The organism is Aeromonas bestiarum, from assembly GCF_028751155.1.
Lineage (GTDB): Bacteria > Pseudomonadota > Gammaproteobacteria > Enterobacterales > Aeromonadaceae > Aeromonas > Aeromonas bestiarum.
On the sequence record NZ_CP064746.1, the window covers coordinates 2,897,444 to 2,915,835 of the forward strand.

Here is an 18,392-nt window from a genome sequence, read left to right on the forward strand (position 1 = left end):
CTAACCCAGGCCCCCACGACACCCAGTATCGAGCCAATAAAAAGCCCGCCGGCGAGGGCGGGCTTGTCACTGTCACGAGGCGATCAGACGGCCATCTGCTCGTGCGGCGAGCCGTGGTGGCGCAGCCAGGCAAAGCTCAGGGCCACCAGCAGGACCATGAGCGTCATGATGGCTCCCAGGGTCACCTGGCCTTCCATCGGGAAGCAGGCTGCCAGCAGGGTGACTATCCCCGCCCCCAGGTTCTGCATGCCGCCAAGGATGGCGCCGGCGGTGCCGGCCTGACCCGGGAAGGGTTCGATGGCGCAGGAGGTGGCGGTTGGATAGAGGATGCCGCTGCCGATGAAGTAGACGGCCGCGCCCCCCACCAGCGAGGCCGCACTCACCACGCCGAACAAGCCAGGCAACAGTATGATCAGTGACCCCAGCGCCAGGAAGACGATGCCAAGGCGCATCAGCTTGCCCTGGCTCAGCCGGAAGCTCAGCTTGGCGGAGAGCCAGGCGCCGAACAGGTAGCCGGGCAGCGGCAGCACGAACAGCACGCTCACGGTGCGGGCGCTCAGCTTGAGCACATCGCCGAGCAGCACGCCGGCCGCCGCTTCAAACACCGCCAGACCGGCGAAGGTCGCCATCAGGCAGAGCAGGTTGCCCTGAAAGCGCGGATTGCCCAGCACGTGGCGGTAGGCGGCGCCGACCCGCAGCGGCTGTTGACGAGCCGCCTGTGGCAGGGTTTCACCAAACCAGGCCAGCAGGGCCAGGGTGGTCACGGCACCAAAGCCGAACAGGAACCAGTAACCGGCGCGCCAGTTGAACAGCTCGGTCAGCCAGCCACCCAGTACGGGGGCCAGCAGCGGGGAGAAGATCACTCCCATGCTCACCAGGCTGTTGGCCCGGTTCAGTTCGGCGCCGCTGTAGCGATCGCGCATCACGGTACGGCTCATGGCCCCGCCGGCACCCGTGCCCATCCCCTGGATCAGGCTGCCCACCAGCAGCGCGGTGAAGCTCGGGATCAGCTGAATGGTCAGGGTCCCCACCAGAAACACCATCATGCCGATGAGCAGCACAGGACGGCGACCGATGCGATCCGACAGCGGGCCATAGACAAACTGGGAGAGCCCGTACGGAATGAGGTAACAGGCCATCACCGCCTGCAACTGGCCGGAGGCCACGTTGAAGTCCCCCGCCATCATGGGAATGGAGGGCACATACAGGGTCTGGGTCATCTGGCCCACGGCGACCATCAGGATGGTCAGAAAAAACAGAGGGTAAAAACTGTGCCGATACATATCTCAGTCCCGCAAATCATCAAAAAGCTGCCGTACCCCTGGCAGAAACCTGCAGAGGGGATCCAAAAAAACAGAGTCAATCAAAGGTGAAAATACAAGGCGGAGAACCCGCACCGGCCGGGAGCAGGACACTCCCTTGGCTTGGCGTGATTTTAGTGATTCAGATCACGAAAAACGAACGAATCTTTGTAATCAGCTTTCCCTAGTTTTTCTAATGTAACGGGGCAATTTGCCCCGTCAGCAATAAAAATCAACGCGTTACCATCTGCTGGGCCTGCTTGACCAGATCCTCCGGTGTCTCGTTGCGTGGCGGTATGGTGATCCCCTTCTGGCAGGCGGGTTTTTCTGCCATGCGCGCCATCCAGGCTTGCAGATGCGGCAGACCCTCGATGGAGATGCCACTCCAGTCATGAATGCGCACCCAGGGCCAGGTGGCGATGTCGGCGATGCTGTACTCATCGGCCAGGTATTCATGCTGCACCAGGTGGCTGTCGAGCACCTCGAACAGGCGGCGCCCCTCCTTCTGATAACGCTCGATGGCGGCCGGGATCTTCTCCGGGAAATAGCGATAGAAGACGTTGGCCTGCCCCATCATGGGGCCGACCCCGCCCATCTGGAACATCAGCCACTGGATGGCCTGGGAACGACGCTTGGGATCCTGCGGCAACAGCCTGCCCGCCTTCTCTGCCAGATAGAGCAGGATGGCGCCGGACTCGAACACGGCGAAGTCACCGTTATCCCGATCGACGATGGCCGGGATGCGTCCGTTGGGGTTGATGGCCAGAAACGCGGGGGTTTTCTGATCCAGTGCCGACAAATCCAGCGGGATCACCCGATAGGGCAGCCCCAGCTCTTCGAGGGCGATCGCCACCTTGAAACCATTGGGGGTGGCTGCGGTATAAAAATCGATCATCATGAACTCCTTGTGATCCACACATTGGCACAGACACGATCACTGCTGTGCTTATGCCAGACAGGTAAAGACAACGGGATAGACGCCATGCGGACATTTTCCCGGCTCCGGCATGGCAAAGCGGCGCAATACGGGTCAGTTATGACAAATATTGCGCCGCTTGAACAGCCCGCAAGCAGGAAGAGAAACGCTAGTTGCACAGCCCCACGGGTTGGCGCTGGCGCAGCAAAATGAGGCGGGACAACAGCGGGAAGTAGGACTCAAGCTTGCTCAACAGCACTCTGCTGCAGGCGGGATCGGCCAGCTCCGATTCGTCCAGCACTATGCCGTTGGAGACAAAATAGAAGCGCGGATCCCGCACATCCGGCCCCTGAATGGTGAGGGTCTCATCCCCGCCGCGCATCAGCAGCGGCAATACCGGCAAGCCGAACGTCTCGCCGCTGCGCTGCCAGGCAAACTCGGGCCAGGGGGTATCGCCATCGAGCAGCAGTATGGCCGCCTCTTCTTTGCCCGGCTGCCACTGTGATGGCTGGGCAATGCTCACCTCGTTGAAGTAGTCGCCATATCCGGTTGATGCTCTCAAGGCAGCCAGCAGCCCTTGAGTGCTCGCTGCCGACGGTTTTTGACTGACTAATGACAGATTCATGATCCACGTCCCTATGCTCAATGCAGCCTGTTATTCGGCTGCTGCCATAAGACTAGACCAAAAGAAGCCTATATTGGAGCCGTCAGATCTGGCAGTCGCCAAGGTCAGGGAGAAGGCGTATAACGGTTGCCATTATCGAAAAGACTGGTATTATACCGCGTCCTTTTATCCCCCGTTCTTTAACATCCAGTGGTGAACCTATGCATCCGATGCTGAATATCGCCGTGCGCGCTGCGCGCAACGCCGGTCAAGTAGTAGTAAAAGCCTTCTCCCAGCCCGAGAACATCGAGGCCATCCAGAAAGGCAGCAATGACTTCGTGACCAACGTTGACCGTGACGCCGAAGCGGCCATCATTCACACCATCAAAAAATCTTACCCGGAACACAGCATCATAGCTGAAGAGTCTGGTGAGATTGCCGGTACCAATCCGGACTACCAATGGATCATTGACCCACTGGATGGCACGACCAACCTCGTCAAGGGCATTCCGCACTTTGCCGTCTCCATCGCCCTGCGCGTCAAGGGCAAGACCGAACAGGCCGTCGTTTACGATCCCATCCGTGACGAGCTGTTTACCGCGACCCGTGGTAACGGCGCCCAGCTGAATGGCTACCGCATCCGTGTCGGCAAGGCCAAAGAGCTGGCTGGCACAGTACTGGCCACCGGTTTCCCGTTCAAGCAGAAGCACCACATAGAGCCGTACCTGAAGATGTTCCAGAGCATGTTCATCGAATGTGCCGACATCCGTCGCTCCGGCTCTGCCGCACTGGATCTGGCCTATGTGGCCGCCGGTCGCGTCGACGGTTTCTGGGAAATCGGCCTCAAGCCTTGGGATACCGCTGCCGGTGAGCTGCTGGCCAAAGAGTCCGGTGCCATCGTCACCGACTTCGTGGGTGGTCACAACTACGAAAACTCCGGCAACATAGTGGTTGCCAACCCGCGCGTCCTGAAAGAGATGCTCGGCAAGATCCGCGAAAACCTGCCGGAGTCCCTGGCCAAATAAGCCAGCCTCTCGCAGCGCACGCACAAAAAACCCGGCCTTGGCCGGGTTTTTTTATTGCTACAGCAACGAGGCAGGCCCTTCCATGGCAGTCCTGAGCCTCCCTTGCAGCCCGGCAGGCATGAGCGTTATCAACGCAAATCCTCATACCCCTTTCCCGCCAACCGGGTTTCACCATGCTTAACTGCCGACATCAATCCTTTGCCCGCGGCCATCCGCCCGCAGTCGCAGGCCCGGCATGAAGACGTGAAGATCAGGATTCATTCGCCGGGTATCCGCCTCCCCTGGCGCCCTGTAAAACAACAAAACCCGGCAAGCGCCGGGTTTTGTTGTGTGTCCAGCGGGCATGGGCCGGCTCAGCCTAGACCAAGCCGGCATTGCCCTCATCAGGCCAGGCGGAAGCGACCTATGGTCTGCTTCAGACCGGCAGCCAGCTGGCTCAGCTCCAGACAGGCGCGGGCGGTGTGATCGGCACCGATGGCAACCTCGTTGGAGGATTCATTGATCCGCTCCACGTTGCGACCCAGCTCATCGGAGACAGCATCCTGCTCGCCACAGGCACTGGCAATCTGAATGGCCATGTCGGCAATCTGGGCGACCGCCTCTTCGATCTGCTGGATGCCGTTGCTGGTCTGCTCGCTCTGCACCACGCACTGGCGGATCATGTCACAGCTTTGACCTGTCACCTCTTTCGCCTGGTTGGCGCGCGCCTGCAGGGTTTCTATGATGGCCACTATCTCGCCGGTGGAGGCCTGGGTACGACCCGCCAGGGTACGCACCTCATCGGCAACCACGGCAAAGCCGCGGCCCTGCTCGCCAGCACGGGCCGCCTCGATAGCGGCGTTGAGCGCCAGCAGGTTGGTCTGATCGGCGATGCCACGGATCACGTCCACCACCACGTTGATCTGGGCAGATTCACGCTCCAGCTCGGCGACCAGGGTCCCCGCCTGTTCAATCTCCTCGGCGACCCGGGTAATGGCCACCAGCGAGCTCTGCACATCCTGATTGCCGCGACGGGCCAGGGCGTTGGCGGAGCTGGCGGACTCGGAGGCGGTCTCAGTGTTGCCGGCCACGTCGGCCACGGTGGCCTTCATCTGGGTCATGGCGGTTGCCACCAGGGAGATCTCCTGCTGCTGGCTCTGGATCCCTTGCGCCGACTGTTCGGAAACGGCGCTCACCTCTTCGATGGCGGCGCCAAGCTGGGTCACCGCGGCTACTACCTCTTCAATCAGGCCACGCAGGTTGTCCTGCATCTTGAGAGATGCCTTGGCCAGCATGCCCAGCTCATCGCGACCTATGTGCTGTCGATCCAGCTGATGGGTCAGATCACCGGCGGCGATGGCGTTGGCCTGCGCCACCACGGCTTGCAGTGGCAGGCAGATCTGGCGAGTCAGGAACCAGGTCATGGCCATCATGAACAGCAGCAGGCCACCTATGCTCACCATGGCAAAGCTGGTCACCATGTTGACGCTGTCGAGCAGGCTGCCCCGATTCTCCTTCACGAAGCCGAGGTTCACCTCCACCAGGCTGTTGACCGACTGTTCCAGCGCACCATAGGCAGCGTTGGACTGGAACAGCTGCGCCTTGGCCTGGGCCAGCTGGCCTTGTACCAGCAGCTGATCCACCGCATTGACCGAGTTCAGGTACTGCTGCCAGTCCTGCTTGGCACGGTTGAACACCTGGCGCTCATGATCGGCACCGACCGTGGACTCGTAAGCACGAAAGGCACGCTCGACCTTCTGGACATTGTCCTGAATGCGGCCACGGCGAGCCTGCAGATCGGCGGCATCGTCAACCATCAGCAGGGCGAACTGGGCCCGACGCACGTAAGAGACGTCGTAGAGCAGCGTTTCCACCGAGAGCACGCTCGGCAGGGTGGAGTCGGTAAAGTTCAGCACGCGGTCGCGCACGCCGCGCAGCTCGCTGGAGAGAAAAATACCGAATATCACGTTGACGGCGGCAATGACCGCAAAGACCACGGCAATCTTCTTGCCGATAGACAGATTTTTGTAAAACATGGTGGCTGGTGATCCTCAACTGCTGACAAGCAGGTGCACTGTGGCGATCACATCCGTATGAGCTGATACCCGGACATTCCTGACGGGAGATGGGACGTTGCGAAAAACCAAGGGAAGGGCTGGTTTCGCGAGGGCGGCACTTTACCACAGATCTGCCTACTCCTTCACCGGATTTCGCGGCGTGAAAGCAAGTTGTTTTTCCGCACAACCGGACTTTCATCACAAACTTTTTATAGCGACCAAAACATATCAAATAGTTAGCCGATGAAGGCAATCGGTCAGCGGGCATGGACAAAGCAGGCCCGCCTCGGTGTAATGCAAGACCATGGTGATGAGCCCCCTCATCCGCTGCCAATCGAGGTCATGCTTATGGATAACGCGTCGGCGCTGCCGGTTTCCTCCTGGTCAATTCAGCTGCGCGAGCAGATGCAGGCTCGCCCGCTGACCGCGATCGGCCTGCTCATCGCCCTGGCAGCCGTGTTGTTGCTGCTGTTGCAGAGCCTCATCATGCTGGCGGCTGGTGACATCAGTCCGGGAGCCCGTTATGGCCTCATCGGTGGACTGGCCGGTTTTGCCGCCACTGCCCTCGGGGCCCTGCCGGCCCTCTTCCTGCGCGCCGTGCCACAACGGGTGGAAGACAGCATGCTGGGCTTTGCCGCCGGCATGATGCTGGCCGCCAGTGCCTTCTCCCTGCTGCTGCCGGGACTCGAGGCAGCGGAAGGGATCACCGGGGATGGCTTCCTCGCCGCCGCCGTGGTGGTAGCCGGTATGACGCTGGGGGTACTGCTGATGCTGGGACTGGATCAGTTCACTCCCCATGAACACGACAAGACGGGCCCCTGCGGCCCGGGCCATGAGAGTTGCTCCCGGGTCTGGTTGTTCGTGTTTGCCATCGCCCTGCACAACCTGCCGGAGGGCATGGCCATCGGGGTCAGCTTCTCCCAGGGAGACATGTCGGTGGGATTGCCGCTCACCACCGCCATCGCACTGCAGGACATTCCGGAAGGGCTGGCGGTGGCGCTGGCCATGTGCGCCGCCGGTTTTCATCCAGGCAAAGCCGTACTGGTCGCCATCGGCAGCGGTCTGCTGGAACCGCTCGGCGCCCTGCTCGGAGTGGGCCTCTCCAGCGGCATGGCCATCGCCTATCCCATAGGGCTGGGGCTGGCCGCCGGCGCCATGCTGTTTGTGGTATCCCACGAGGTGATCCCCGAGACTCATCGCAATGGTCACCAGACCCACGCCACCCTGGGGCTGATGGCCGGCTTTGCCCTCATGATGACGCTCGACACCGCATTGGGTTGATAAGATGCTGATAAATAGCCCAATGTCCCATTCGTTGACGATACTGACATAGCTGGCATCGGGATCTCCCCGAGCCTTCATCAAGGGCCTGCATGAGATGAGATCCTGGGTGGCCTCACTGCTTTTCCTGCTTGCCCCTGCGCTCTGGGCAGCCAGTACCATAGAGGTCTATCACACGGCGGCGCAGCCGGAGTCGGCCCCAAAATACATTGAAAACCCGGATGGACACGTCGGCGGGATCTGCGTCGACCTGTTTCGACTCATGGAGCAGCGAGAACCCGCCCTGCGCATCCAGGGCGATCAGATCTTCCTGCCGCTGAAACGGCTGGAGAAGAGCGTGCTGCACGGCCAGCTCGATTTTATCTGCGGCGTCGGCGACAACCCGGCCCGCCGCAACCACTTCATCTATCTGCAACCGCCCATCTTCACGGTGCGCTACCACCTGGCGGTGCGCAGCGACGACCCCATCCATATTCGTCACTGGGACGATGTCAGGGCCCTTGGCAAGGAGGGCATCATCCTCATCAACCATGGCAGCGGAGCCATAGAGCGGCTGCAAGCCATCGGCGGGCTCCTCATCGACAGCGGCGGGATCAACAGCACAGCCAACTACGACAAGCTGCGGATGAAACGGGGGCGCTTCATCTATTACCGCTCACCCGGCTTCGAATTCGATATTCGCCAGCACAGGCTCACCGGCCAGGTGCGCATACTCCCCACCGTCATGGAAGAGACCCCTTTCTACATACTGTTTCATCAACACACCTCGCCCGCGCGGCTGGCCCTGTTTGCCAGCACGCTGCAGCAACTGGCCGACAGCGGCGCGCTGACCAGGCTGGTGGAACAATACCGCTGAGCGGGGACACGTCACTTCCGCCTCTTTCCCCTTTTATCTTCCTCCTGGCGACCATCTCGGAATGCTCGGCGCCATCGCCAACTTTTGTTATGATCCACAACAACTTATTCGGCCACGCGGCCATCGAGACGAGGTGAGTGATGAAAGTAGGTATTATCGGCGCCATGGAACAGGAAGTGGCCCTGCTGCGCAGCCAGATGAGCGAGCCAACCACCCTGCAACTGGGCGGTTGCGAGTTCTATCAGGGGATGCTGGCGGGCAAAGAGGTGATCCTGACTCGCTCCGGCATCGGTAAGGTCGCCGCCAGCGTCGCCACCAGCCTGCTGCTGGAAAAATTTGCCCCGGATTGCGTGATCAACACAGGCTCCGCCGGCGGCTTTGCCCAGGATCTGCATATAGGTGACGTGGTCATCGCCAGCGAAATGCGCTTCCACGACGTGGATGTGACCGCCTTCGGCTACGAGATGGGCCAGATGGCGCAACAACCCGCCGCCTTCCCCTGCGACGAGAAGCTGATCGCGGTGGCCCAGGATTGCATCGCCGAGCAAGGCAAGCATCAGACCAAAGTTGGCCTCATCTGCACCGGCGATCAGTTTATGTGCAAGCCCGAGGCGATTGCGAAAGCCCGTGCCGATTTCCCGCAGATGCTGGCAGTCGAGATGGAAGGAGCCGCCATCGGCCAGGTGTGCCACATGTTCAAGGTCCCCTATCTGGTGGTCCGCGCCATGTCGGATATCGCCGGCAAGGAACAGGTTGAATCCTTCGACGCCTTCATCGAGGTGGCGGGCCAGCATTCGGCCGAGATGATCATCAAGATGCTCGGCAAGCTGTGATCGACCTCGCCACGCTGGAACAGATGGCCGCCACTCCGGCGGCCATTTTGCTCGGGGCCACGCTGCTGGAAGCCATACTGCCCTGGCCTGCCCAGTTCAGGCTCTCCGCCCTGGTGCCCCTGCTGACCCGCCTCGGCCACAAGGTACACAGGCCAGATGGCGCGCCCAGGCAGCAATTCCAGGCCGGTCTGCTGGCCTTGCTGGTTGTCTGGCTGCCGTGCGCCGCCGGACTCTGGGCGGTGCGCAACCTTTCCCTCTCGGAGCCGTTGTTTGATCTGCTGTTTCTGCTGCTGATGATAGAGTCGCGCCCGCTGCGAGAGCTGGCCAAGGCCACCCGTTCGCTGGCAAGTCAGGAGACGCTGGTGGTTGCCCGGCTGCAGGCCGCCCCCTCGCTCAGGCGCGATACCGGCAAACTCTCCGTGATGGGGGTTGCCAAGGCGGTCAGCGAGACCTGTGCGCTGCGACTGACAGGCCAGTGGGCCGGTCCCCTGCTCGGGTTTGCACTGGCCGGCGTTCAGGGTGCCCTGTTGTGGCGACTCGCTCAGTTGATGAACCAGGGCTGGAGCCCCAAGCAAGCGGCATTCAGCCACTTCGGCCGCGCCGCTGCCGTGCTTTACCAGGGACTCTGTACCCCCGCCATCCTGCTGCTGGCATTGCCCCTGTGCCTGACCCAGCTGCGTCAACTGGGGGCTCGCCTGCGCACGGCAATACGGTGGCCCTACCCTGCCATGGGCGCCTTGCTGATGCTGCTTTCCCACTCGCTGGGGATCCGGCTGGGCGGCCCACGCTATTACCAGGACACCCTGTTTCGCTTCCCTGTGTTCGATGCGGTGAGCGACCCTGATGCCAGCAGTGCACTGCGCTTGCTCAACCGGTTGCAACAAATTGGCTGGGGCTGGCTGGCACTGGCCGTCCTCTTCACCGCGCTGGAGCAACTGCATGGCTAGGCATGTCGCCCTGATCTGCCTGCTCTGCTGGCCACTGACGCTGCTGGCGGCTGCGCCGATGCGCATCGTCAGCCTCACCCCCCATCTGACCGAGCTGCTGTTTGCCATCGGTGCCGGCGATCGCATCGTCGCCACCGATGATGCCTCCGACTTTCCACCCGAGGTGGCGACACGGCCGCACGTGGCCAACTACCGCAGCATCAACCTGGAAGCCCTGCTGGCCCAGAAACCGGATCTGGTGGTGGCCTGGCGCTCGGCCCAATCCCGCATGCTCGCGCCCATAGAGCAGCTGGGTATTCCGGTGTTCTACTCCGAGCCCACGGATTTCGCCTCCCTGGCCACGGAAATACACGCGCTGGGAACACGGCTGGAGCTGGAGCAAGCGGCCAATGCCCAGGCCGATGCCTATCTCGCCAGGTTGGCCGACCTCAAACAACGCTACGGCCAGCCCAAGCATATCAAGGTGTTTTATCAGCTCTGGGATCCCCCCCTGACCAGCGTCAGCGGTTCCGCCTGGCCGGCTCAGGCCATCGAACTGTGTGGCGGAGAAAATGTGATGGCGGGAACCCACACTCCCTACCCCCAGGTCAGCCTGGAGCAGATCATCAAGGCCAACCCGGCACTGATCCTGGCGGGGAGTCAAGATCCCGACGCCCTGCGTCACTGGCAGCAGTGGCCCATGATCGATGCGGTCAAGCACCAGCGCCTGCAACTCATCAACTCGGATGAGTTGCACCGCTTCACCCCGAGGGCACTCAATGCCGTGCAGCAGGTGTGTGATGCCATTATTCAGCTCGGTGACAAGCAGCCAAAAAACATGCATTCAGATCACACACGCTGATGTAGATCTGCACATGGCATAGAAAGTGCCTTAAAATTTAGTAGATACCAATCTTCATCATGAGACACCGTTATGTTTAATGGAAAAACAATTCTGGTTACCGGTGGCACAGGGTCATTTGGCAAAAAGTTTATTGCAACCGTGCTCTCCCACTACCAGCCAGCACGACTGATCGTCTACTCCCGTGATGAGCTCAAGCAGTTTGAAATGCAGCAACGTTTCAACGCCCCCTGCATGCGTTATTTCATCGGTGATGTCCGCGATGCCGAGCGCCTTGATATGGCAATGAGCGATGTAGACTTTGTGGTACATGCAGCGGCGCTCAAACAGGTGCCGGCCGCCGAATATAACCCCATGGAATGCATCAAGACCAACGTCGGAGGAGCTGAAAACGTCATCAAGACTGCGCTCAATAATGGTGTACAAAAGGTCATTGCGCTCTCCACCGACAAGGCAGCCAATCCGATCAACCTCTACGGGGCTACCAAGCTCTGCTCCGACAAATTGTTTATTGCCGCCAACAATATGGCAGGCAAAAACCCGACCATTTTCTCGGTGGTACGTTATGGCAACGTAGTCGGTTCGCGGGGCTCAGTGGTTCCCTTCTTCGACAACCTGATCAAAAATGGGGCTGATACACTGCCGATCACCCATCCCGAGATGACCCGCTTCTGGCTGACCTTGCAGCAAGGTGTCGATTTTGTTCTTAGCAACTTCCAGCGTATGCGCGGTGGCGAACTGTTCGTGCCGAAAATTCCGTCAGTCAGGATCACCGATCTGGCAGCGGCCATGGCACCGGCTTTTAAACAGGAGATCATCGGTATCCGTCCCGGGGAGAAACTGCACGAAGTAATGTGTCCGGCAGACGACTCTTTCCACACCTACGAGTTCAACGATTACTACGTGATTGCCCCCAGCATCACTTTCACCAGTCGCAACAATGATTTCAGCATTAATGCGCTCGGTGAAACGGCCACGCTGGTCGCTCCCGGCTTTGAATACAATTCCCTAAATAATCAGCACTTTCTGTCGATAGCCGAACTACAGAGCATGAATCAGCAGGTGTTGTCCGAATGATCCCTTATGGCCGCCAATCGATCAGCGATGCCGATATAGAAGCCGTCGTTGCCGTACTGAAATCTGATTATCTGACCCAGGGTCAGGCCGTTCCCGCCTTCGAACAGGGGCTGGCTGATTATTGCCAAGTGCCATACGTGATCGCTTGCAGTAACGGCACCACTGCGCTTCATCTGGCCTGCGCAGTACTGGAGCTGGGTGTCGAAGATACAGTATGGGTCTCAGCTGTGAGTTTTGTGGCCTCGGCGAACTGCGTCCGTTACTGCAATGCCAACGTGGATTTTGTTGATGTTGACCCAGCTACCGGCAACCTCGATGTTGTGGCGCTCAAACGCAAGCTGCAGCAGGCCGCGCTCACTCATGTTCTGCCCAAAGCGCTGATTGTGGTACATCTGGCGGGCCAGCCCTGCGCTCTCGAAGAGATTGGTATGCTCTGCCGCCAGTACGGAATATTTCTGATCGAGGATGCCTGCCATGCACTGGGAGCACACTATCAGGGGTCGCCGATCGGCAGTTGCCTTCACAGTGATATGACGGTCTTCAGCTTTCATCCGGTCAAACCGATCACCACCGGAGAGGGTGGCGCCGTCACCACCCGAGATCAGGAACTCGCCACCAAATTGCGGCTCTATCGCAGCCATGGGATTACCCGTGACCCGCAATCCCTGCTCATGCCTTCCCCAGGGGAGTGGTACTACGAGCAGCAACTTCTGGGTTTCAACTACCGTCTGACCGACATTCAGGCGGCACTGGGGCTAAGTCAGCTGAGTCGCCTTGATCAGTTCATCACCCAGCGACGTGAACTTGCACGTCGGTATGACGAACTGTTAGCCCACCTGCCAGTCCGGCCGCTGAAGCAACATAGTGACCGCCAGAGCGGCTATCACCTCTATATCATCCAGATGGCAGCTCGCGATCAAGTGTTTGCCCAGCTGCGTGCTGCCGGTATCGGCGTCAACGTTCACTATATTCCTATCCCTGCCCAGCCCTACTACCGTGGGCTGGGACAAAATCCCGCCGCCTATCCGGGGGCTCAAGCCTACTATCAGAGAGCCATATCCCTTCCGCTGTTCCCGACCCTCTCGTGCTCAGAGCAGCAGCAGGTTGTCGATGCACTGGAGCAGGCACTATGCAGTTAGCTCTCGGCACGGTGCAATTCGGCCTGGATTACGGGGTGAGTAACCGGGAGGGACAGGTCAGCGATGATGAGCTCGATGCCATCATTGCGCTAGCCCGCCAGACAGGCATTGACACCCTGGATACGGCGCAAGCTTATGGCAACGCCGAGCGGCGACTGGGGCAACGAGATACCAGTCACTTCACCTTGATTGACAAACTCGCGCCAGGACTCCCGCTGACTGATGTCCACGATGCCGTCAACCAGAGTATGCGGCTACTTGGGCGCAAACGGCTTGATGGCTTACTGCTCCATCGCAGTCAGGATGCTTCTCCAGCCCTGTTCGAGTTGCTCGCTGAACTGCAGCACCAGGGGAATGTCGGCAAGCTAGGCGTCTCCGTTTACTCTCCAGAGGAACTCGAAGCCTGGATCGCAGCTGGCTATCCCTTGGAACTGGTGCAATTGCCAGCCAATCTGCTCGATCAGCGCTTTCTGCGCACCGGCTGGCTCGACAAGCTGGCAGATATGGGGTGTGAGATCCACGTACGGTCGCTCTTTTTGCAGGGACTCCTGCTGATGGCGCCGGCGCAGCGACCAGACTATTTTCACCGCTTTTCGGCCAAACTGGAGCCATTTGATAACTGGCGCCCATCACACTCCCCACTTGGCAGAGCACTCTCTATCATGACGGCCCTGCCACAGGTAAAGCGCTTTGTCGTCGGTGTGTGTCATGAGCAAGAATTGGCCGCTATTGTTGCGGCCAGCCACGCGCTACATGAAAGCAACGAGGCCGAGATTGCCCCGCTGGCCTCCATGGAGCAGGACCTTATCAACCCAGCACTCTGGAGAACGCAATGATCCTGGGTATTTTGCAGGCTAGAACCAGCTCCTCCCGTCTGCCCAACAAAGTGATGAAAGAGCTGCTCGGTGAACCCATGCTGGCAAGGCAGATTGAACGGCTGCTGCAGAGCAAGCTGCTGGACAAGCTGCTGGTTGCCACCAGCGATCAGCCGGAAGATCGCGCCATTGCCGCCTTGTGTGAAAAGCTGGATATCCCCTGTTTCTGCGGCCCACTTGACGATGTGCTGCTACGTTTCTATCTGGCTGCTCAACCCTACAATCCGACCCATGTTGTACGTCTCACCGGTGACTGCCCGCTGGTTGACCCACTGGTGATAGATGAGCTGATAGAGCTGCATCTCACCGGTCAGTACGACTACAGCAGCAACTGCGGGAACCCCAGTTATCCAGATGGGCTGGATGCCGAGATAATGAGCGGATCAACGCTGGCAACCTTGCAGGAAAAAGCAACTACACTGACCGAGCGAGAACATGTCACCTATTACGTTCGCAGCCATTTAGAGCAATTTTCCATTGGCGAACTGCAGTGCACGTCTTCGCTGGCACATTTGCGCTGGACTGTTGATGAGCCTGCCGATTTTGAACTGGTAGAGCGCATTTACCAGGCTCTTTACCCCACCAAACCAGCCTTCACCACTGACGATATTCTCGCCTTGCTGGCACAACAGCCGGAGCTGGCAACACTCAATACCCGGCACCAGCGCAACGAAGGATTGGCTGACTCGCTAGCCAAGGAAAATCATATATGACCACACGCTATCAACATTCACTGGCTCTATCTGCTCGTGCAGAACAGAGCATACCTCTCGGCTCCCAAACCTTCTCCAAAAGCCGCCTCTGTTTCCCTTATGGGGCTGCCCCCCTCTTCATCGAACGGGGACACGGAGCAAAAGTATGGGATGTGGACGGTAATGAGTACATCGATTTTGCCAGCGGCCTGCTGGCCATCAGCCTTGGATATTGCGATCCGGACGTGAATGAGGCAGTGATGGAGCAGCTCAATCTGGGCTCTATCTTCTCACTTCCCCACCGGTTGGAAACCGAGGTCGCCGAACAGCTCATCGAACTCATTCCCTGCGCCGAAATGGTTCGCTTTGGCAAAAACGGGACTGATGCCACCTCAGCCTGTATCCGGCTCTCCCGCGCGGTCACCGGGCGCGAGCGGGTAGCCGTCTGTGGCTACCACGGCTGGCAGGATTGGTATATTGGCTCGACCACCCGCCATCTAGGGGTTCCCGAATGCGTGAGAGAGTTGACCCACAAATTTGACTACAACGATCTCGCTTCGCTACAGCGACAGCTGGAAGCCCACCCTGGCGAGTTTGCGGCTGTCATTCTGGAGCCAATGAACGTAACCTGGCCAACCCCCGATTTTCTGCCTGGTCTGCGTCAACTCTGCGATGCCCATGGCGCGCTGCTTATCTTTGATGAGACTATTACCGGCTTTCGCTATCACTTGGGAGGGGCACAGAGCCTCTTTGGTGTGACGCCGGATCTGGCTGCATTTGGCAAAGGCATGGCCAACGGTTTCCCCATTTCCGCAGTAGTGGGTCGCCGCAAGTACATGAAACGGATGGAAGATATCTTCTTCTCCGGCACATTCGGCGGAGATGTCATCGCCCTGACTGCTGCCAACGCCGTCATCAAAAAGATGCGGCAACTGGATGTGCCGAAGATGCTTGCAGAGCGGGGACTGCAGGTACTGGATGGGCTCGATGCCTTGCTAAAAGAGCTCGATGCTCCAGCATGGTTGCAAACTGCCGGACATCCTAGCTGGAGCTTCCTGCTGGTTGCAGATTCAGCAAACCACTCGACCTGGCTTCTCAAGAGTTATCTTATCCAGGAGTTGTGCAAACGGGGGCTCCTCACCCTTGGCAGTCACAATATGAACCTAGCCCATAGCGAACAGGATGTGGCCGTTTTACTGGCCGCTTATCGTGACATACTGCCCGTACTCATCCACCACGATCGCGACCAGACGCTAGCCAGCGCGCTCGATGGTGAGCCAATTCAACCCGTATTCCGGGTGCGCTGATGCGGCTGCTGTTCCGATGTGATGCCAGTACGACCATAGGTGCTGGCCACCTCATGCGTTGCCTCAGCATCGCTGATCTTGCTGCCAGCCAAGGTGATGAGTGCCACTTCTTGTGCGCCGATCTGCCTGGCTTTGATGGGGCTCAGATCATGGCTCGCCAGCATGGTCTGACGCTGCTTCCCGCACAACCTGACTGGCGCTCGCTCTACCGCGCCATCATGGGGTGGGGAGGCAGTGACTGGCTGATAGTGGATCACTATCAGCTCGATCGTTGTTGGGAGCGGCCGCTTGCCGCCCTCTTCCCCCAGCAACTGGTTATTGACGATCTGGCAGACAGACCCCATGTGGCTACCCGGCTGCTAGATATCACCCCCTATCGCCAACTAGCCGACTATCGAGAGAGCCAGTTTGAGCAAGCTCCTCTGCTGGGACCTAGCTATGCACCTCTGCGGCCTGAATTTGCCAAGCTGCGGCCCGCAGCGCTGGCCAGGAGAGCATCAAATAGAACCATCCTTCGACTACTGCTCTCCTTGGGAGCGATGGACAGTGACAACCATCTGTCCCGCCTCCTGCCCCTGATTGATCAGCTGCCCATCCCGGTATTGGACATTGATCTAGTACTGGCAAGCACAGCACCTCATATCGATGCACTCAAAGAGGTCGTGGCAAAGAGCCGCCATCACGTCAAACTGCACCTCGATGCAAACAACATGGCCGAGTTGATGCTGCAGGCCGATCTCGCCATCGGCGCAGGCGGGACCAGTTGCTGGGAGCGTGCAACCCTGGCTCTGCCTACCCTGCTATTCACACTTGCCGACAATCAACTGGAAAATGCCAGACGGCTGGAGCAGGCACATGCCGTGATATGGCTTGGCGATCTGAATACGCTGGATAATCAACAATTGCTGCAGCAGCTCTCAGCTCACTGGCCAACTCAAGAGGCCTTACAGCAACTAGGCAAACATAGCGCCGCACTGTGTGATGGCATGGGGGCACAACGTCTGCTTCAAGAGATCACTCCCCTACGACAGGCGTACTGGTTGCAACCCATTACAACAGAAGACGCAGAGTGGATGTGGCTCTGGCAACAAGATGACGTAACCCGTCGCTATAGTAGAAATCCCGTGTGCCCTCCCCTGCGTGAGCATCAAGCTTGGCTGCACAGTGCTTTGCAACACCCTCGACGCTGGCTGTTCAAGGTTATGTCAGCTATTGGCCCTTGTGCCGTAGTGAGGCTGGATGAAGCCTGTGGGCCGGAAGGATATACCGAAGTCTCAATCTACGTTGACCCCGAACAACACCAGCAGGGGCATGGCAAGCGGGCCTTGAACCTGCTGCACCAGCTTTTCCCGTGGTTCACCTTTCACGCCTACATTAGCCCCGAAAACCTGGGCTCTCTGGCGCTATTCCAATCTGTTGGATACCAAGTCAGTAGCACGCGGAACTGGTTTTACTTTTCTCCCAAGGATACATTTCATGCCTCAGTTCACTATTAATGGCCGCGAGATCGGCCCGGATAGTCCGCCCTATATCATTGCCGAACTCTCCGGTAACCATAATGGCCAGCTGGAAAGGGCCTTGGCGCTGGTAGATGCCGCTGCCGATGCGGGGGCTGATGCCATCAAACTGCAAACCTATACCGCAGACACCATGACCATCGACTGTGATCTGCCGGATTTTCATATTCAAGGTGGTTTGTGGGATGGCCATACCCTTTACGATCTCTACACCTTGGCCCATACCCCCTGGGAATGGCACAAGCCTCTCTTTGAGCGGGCAAAGTCACGCGGACTGACTATCTTCTCCACCCCTTTCGACGAGAGCGCGGTCGACTTTCTGGAGGAGTTGGATACCCCAGCGTACAAAGTTGCCTCATTTGAAATTACTGACCTTCCCTTGCTCCGTTATATAGCTCAGAAAGGAAAACCGGTCATTATCTCTTCTGGCATGTCTACTGAAGATGAAATTGCCCAAGCCCTGACTATTTTACGTGAAAATGGTTGCCCGCAGACCCTTCTTCTTCATTGTGTCAGTGGCTACCCCACTCCCCTTGCCGATATCAATCTCAAGCGAATTAGCCGCTTGGCAGATACTTTTTCAGTACCCGTCGGCCTGTCTGATCACACTCTGGGTAATACAGCAGCTCAGCTGGCAATAGCGCTAGGGGCTGTGGCCATCGAAAAACATCTGACGCTGGTTCGCACAGATGGTGGCCCTGATGCCGAGTTCTCCCTTGAACCACATGAACTGAAAGAACTCTGCAGCCAAGCAAAACTATGTTGGCAAGCGCTGGGGTCAGGAGAAAGTGGTGGCAATCAGGCCGAACTGACAAACCTGAGATTTCGTCGTTCATTGTATTTTGTTGCCAACCTTCCTGCTGGCACAACAATAAAACCGGAACACATCCGTCGGATCCGGCCTGGCTATGGGTTGCCACCTGAAGCATTGCCACAAGTATTGGGAAAAACAGCTCTCCATGATATTCATCGAGGTAAAGCAGTCTGTTTTTCTGACTTTAAAATTTAAAAATAGATGAAGGTCGCTTTTTTAAATTAAGTACATACATAGAATGATGAAAATTACATACAGCTAAATAAAATAAACGATTACTTTTAAAAATTTTTTTGTGAGATTTTATATCAACAATTTTCTTAAAATAGAG

At 58.4% G+C, this 18,392-nt stretch carries 17 protein-coding genes; 13 read left to right on the forward strand and 4 right to left on the reverse strand.

Annotated features, from left to right (window positions below):
• Positions 1–83: 83 nt before the first annotated feature.
• The 3 genes from emrD to IU367_RS13415 form a co-directional block, all read right to left on the reverse strand.
• Complete coding sequence (gene emrD / locus IU367_RS13405; protein WP_043136815.1) at positions 84–1,283, reverse strand: multidrug efflux MFS transporter EmrD; 1,200 nt, start codon at positions 1,281–1,283, stop codon at positions 84–86.
• A 250-nt stretch (positions 1,284–1,533) separates the two neighbouring features.
• Positions 1,534–2,196 carry a glutathione S-transferase family protein gene (locus IU367_RS13410; RefSeq protein WP_274452142.1) on the reverse strand — a complete coding sequence of 221 codons (663 nt, stop codon included), beginning with the start codon at positions 2,194–2,196 and terminating at the stop codon, positions 1,534–1,536.
• A gap of 190 nt (positions 2,197–2,386) precedes the next feature.
• Positions 2,387–2,842 carry a hypothetical protein gene (locus IU367_RS13415; protein WP_043136820.1) on the reverse strand — a complete coding sequence of 152 codons (456 nt, stop codon included), beginning with the start codon at positions 2,840–2,842 and terminating at the stop codon, positions 2,387–2,389.
• Between the two features lie 200 nt (positions 2,843–3,042).
• Between IU367_RS13415 and suhB the strand changes: the two genes are divergently transcribed.
• On the forward strand, positions 3,043–3,846 hold the full coding sequence (suhB, locus tag IU367_RS13420) for an inositol-1-monophosphatase (RefSeq protein WP_005310327.1): 804 nt from the start codon (positions 3,043–3,045) through the stop codon (positions 3,844–3,846).
• 383 nt (positions 3,847–4,229) lie between these two features.
• On the opposite strand, the gene IU367_RS13425 is transcribed toward suhB, so the two are convergent.
• The gene (locus IU367_RS13425) at positions 4,230–5,861 is read right to left on the reverse strand and encodes a methyl-accepting chemotaxis protein (protein ID WP_043136824.1); all 1,632 of its coding nucleotides are present in this window, start codon (positions 5,859–5,861) and stop codon (positions 4,230–4,232) included.
• Positions 5,862–6,230: 369 nt separating this feature from the next.
• Between IU367_RS13425 and IU367_RS13430 the strand changes: the two genes are divergently transcribed.
• The 12 genes from IU367_RS13430 (at position 6,231) to pseI (ending at position 18,256) form a co-directional block, all read left to right on the forward strand.
• Positions 6,231–7,163: a ZIP family metal transporter gene (locus tag IU367_RS13430; RefSeq protein ID WP_043137005.1), complete on the forward strand. Its 933-nt coding sequence runs from the start codon at positions 6,231–6,233 to the stop codon at positions 7,161–7,163.
• 97 nt (positions 7,164–7,260) lie between these two features.
• Positions 7,261–8,019, forward strand: a complete 759-nt coding sequence (locus IU367_RS13435; RefSeq protein WP_098984374.1) for a substrate-binding periplasmic protein — start codon at positions 7,261–7,263, stop codon at positions 8,017–8,019.
• 140 nt (positions 8,020–8,159) lie between these two features.
• On the forward strand, positions 8,160–8,852 hold the full coding sequence (mtnN, locus tag IU367_RS13440) for a 5'-methylthioadenosine/S-adenosylhomocysteine nucleosidase (RefSeq protein WP_043136828.1): 693 nt from the start codon (positions 8,160–8,162) through the stop codon (positions 8,850–8,852).
• Positions 8,849–9,799: a cobalamin biosynthesis protein CobD/CbiB gene (locus IU367_RS13445; RefSeq protein WP_274452143.1), complete on the forward strand. Its 951-nt coding sequence runs from the start codon at positions 8,849–8,851 to the stop codon at positions 9,797–9,799. Before mtnN ends, IU367_RS13445 begins: the two co-directional genes overlap by 4 nt.
• Positions 9,792–10,640 (forward strand): cobalamin-binding protein, encoded by an 849-nt coding sequence (locus IU367_RS13450; RefSeq protein WP_274452144.1) that lies wholly within the window; start codon positions 9,792–9,794, stop codon positions 10,638–10,640. The genes IU367_RS13445 and IU367_RS13450 overlap by 8 nt, the downstream gene beginning before the upstream one ends.
• Before the next feature lie 72 nt (positions 10,641–10,712).
• Entirely contained in the window at positions 10,713–11,717 is a 1,005-nt protein-coding gene (gene pseB, locus IU367_RS13455) for a UDP-N-acetylglucosamine 4,6-dehydratase (inverting) (RefSeq protein ID WP_274452145.1), read from the forward strand.
• Positions 11,714–12,856 (forward strand): UDP-4-amino-4,6-dideoxy-N-acetyl-beta-L-altrosamine transaminase, encoded by a 1,143-nt coding sequence (gene pseC, locus IU367_RS13460; RefSeq protein WP_274452146.1) that lies wholly within the window; start codon positions 11,714–11,716, stop codon positions 12,854–12,856. The genes pseB and pseC overlap by 4 nt, the downstream gene beginning before the upstream one ends.
• Positions 12,847–13,692, forward strand: a complete 846-nt coding sequence (locus IU367_RS13465) for an aldo/keto reductase (protein ID WP_274452147.1) — start codon at positions 12,847–12,849, stop codon at positions 13,690–13,692. The genes pseC and IU367_RS13465 overlap by 10 nt, the downstream gene beginning before the upstream one ends.
• Positions 13,689–14,444, forward strand: coding sequence for a glycosyltransferase family protein (locus tag IU367_RS13470; RefSeq protein ID WP_274452148.1), 756 nt, complete (start codon positions 13,689–13,691; stop codon positions 14,442–14,444). The genes IU367_RS13465 and IU367_RS13470 overlap by 4 nt, the downstream gene beginning before the upstream one ends.
• Complete coding sequence (locus IU367_RS13475) at positions 14,441–15,730, forward strand: aminotransferase class III-fold pyridoxal phosphate-dependent enzyme (RefSeq protein WP_274452149.1); 1,290 nt, start codon at positions 14,441–14,443, stop codon at positions 15,728–15,730. The genes IU367_RS13470 and IU367_RS13475 overlap by 4 nt, the downstream gene beginning before the upstream one ends.
• Positions 15,730–17,226, forward strand: coding sequence for a UDP-2,4-diacetamido-2,4,6-trideoxy-beta-L-altropyranose hydrolase (pseG, locus tag IU367_RS13480; protein WP_274452150.1), 1,497 nt, complete (start codon positions 15,730–15,732; stop codon positions 17,224–17,226). The genes IU367_RS13475 and pseG overlap by 1 nt, the downstream gene beginning before the upstream one ends.
• On the forward strand, positions 17,207–18,256 hold the full coding sequence (pseI, locus tag IU367_RS13485) for a pseudaminic acid synthase (RefSeq protein ID WP_274452151.1): 1,050 nt from the start codon (positions 17,207–17,209) through the stop codon (positions 18,254–18,256). The genes pseG and pseI overlap by 20 nt, the downstream gene beginning before the upstream one ends.
• Positions 18,257–18,392: the final 136 nt, after the last annotated feature.

Bases quoted from the DNA above. Each gene is read 5' to 3' on its own strand.
- mtnN (WP_043136828.1), top strand. From the start codon at position 8,160: ATGAAAGTAGGTATTATCGGCGCCATGGAACAGGAAGTGGCCCTGCTG.
- IU367_RS13450 (WP_274452144.1), top strand. From the start codon at position 9,792: ATGGCTAGGCATGTCGCCCTGATCTGCCTGCTCTGCTGGCCACTGACG.
- IU367_RS13415 (WP_043136820.1), bottom strand. From the start codon at position 2,842: ATGAATCTGTCATTAGTCAGTCAAAAACCGTCGGCAGCGAGCACTCAA.
- IU367_RS13425 (WP_043136824.1), bottom strand. From the start codon at position 5,861: ATGTTTTACAAAAATCTGTCTATCGGCAAGAAGATTGCCGTGGTCTTT.
- IU367_RS13475 (WP_274452149.1), top strand. From the start codon at position 14,441: ATGACCACACGCTATCAACATTCACTGGCTCTATCTGCTCGTGCAGAA.
- IU367_RS13435 (WP_098984374.1), top strand. From the start codon at position 7,261: ATGAGATCCTGGGTGGCCTCACTGCTTTTCCTGCTTGCCCCTGCGCTC.
- pseC (WP_274452146.1), top strand. From the start codon at position 11,714: ATGATCCCTTATGGCCGCCAATCGATCAGCGATGCCGATATAGAAGCC.
- IU367_RS13410 (WP_274452142.1), bottom strand. From the start codon at position 2,196: ATGATCGATTTTTATACCGCAGCCACCCCCAATGGTTTCAAGGTGGCG.
- IU367_RS13465 (WP_274452147.1), top strand. From the start codon at position 12,847: ATGCAGTTAGCTCTCGGCACGGTGCAATTCGGCCTGGATTACGGGGTG.
- pseG (WP_274452150.1), top strand. From the start codon at position 15,730: ATGCGGCTGCTGTTCCGATGTGATGCCAGTACGACCATAGGTGCTGGC.
- emrD (WP_043136815.1), bottom strand. From the start codon at position 1,283: ATGTATCGGCACAGTTTTTACCCTCTGTTTTTTCTGACCATCCTGATG.
- pseB (WP_274452145.1), top strand. From the start codon at position 10,713: ATGTTTAATGGAAAAACAATTCTGGTTACCGGTGGCACAGGGTCATTT.
- IU367_RS13430 (WP_043137005.1), top strand. From the start codon at position 6,231: ATGGATAACGCGTCGGCGCTGCCGGTTTCCTCCTGGTCAATTCAGCTG.
- IU367_RS13470 (WP_274452148.1), top strand. From the start codon at position 13,689: ATGATCCTGGGTATTTTGCAGGCTAGAACCAGCTCCTCCCGTCTGCCC.
- suhB (WP_005310327.1), top strand. From the start codon at position 3,043: ATGCATCCGATGCTGAATATCGCCGTGCGCGCTGCGCGCAACGCCGGT.
- pseI (WP_274452151.1), top strand. From the start codon at position 17,207: ATGCCTCAGTTCACTATTAATGGCCGCGAGATCGGCCCGGATAGTCCG.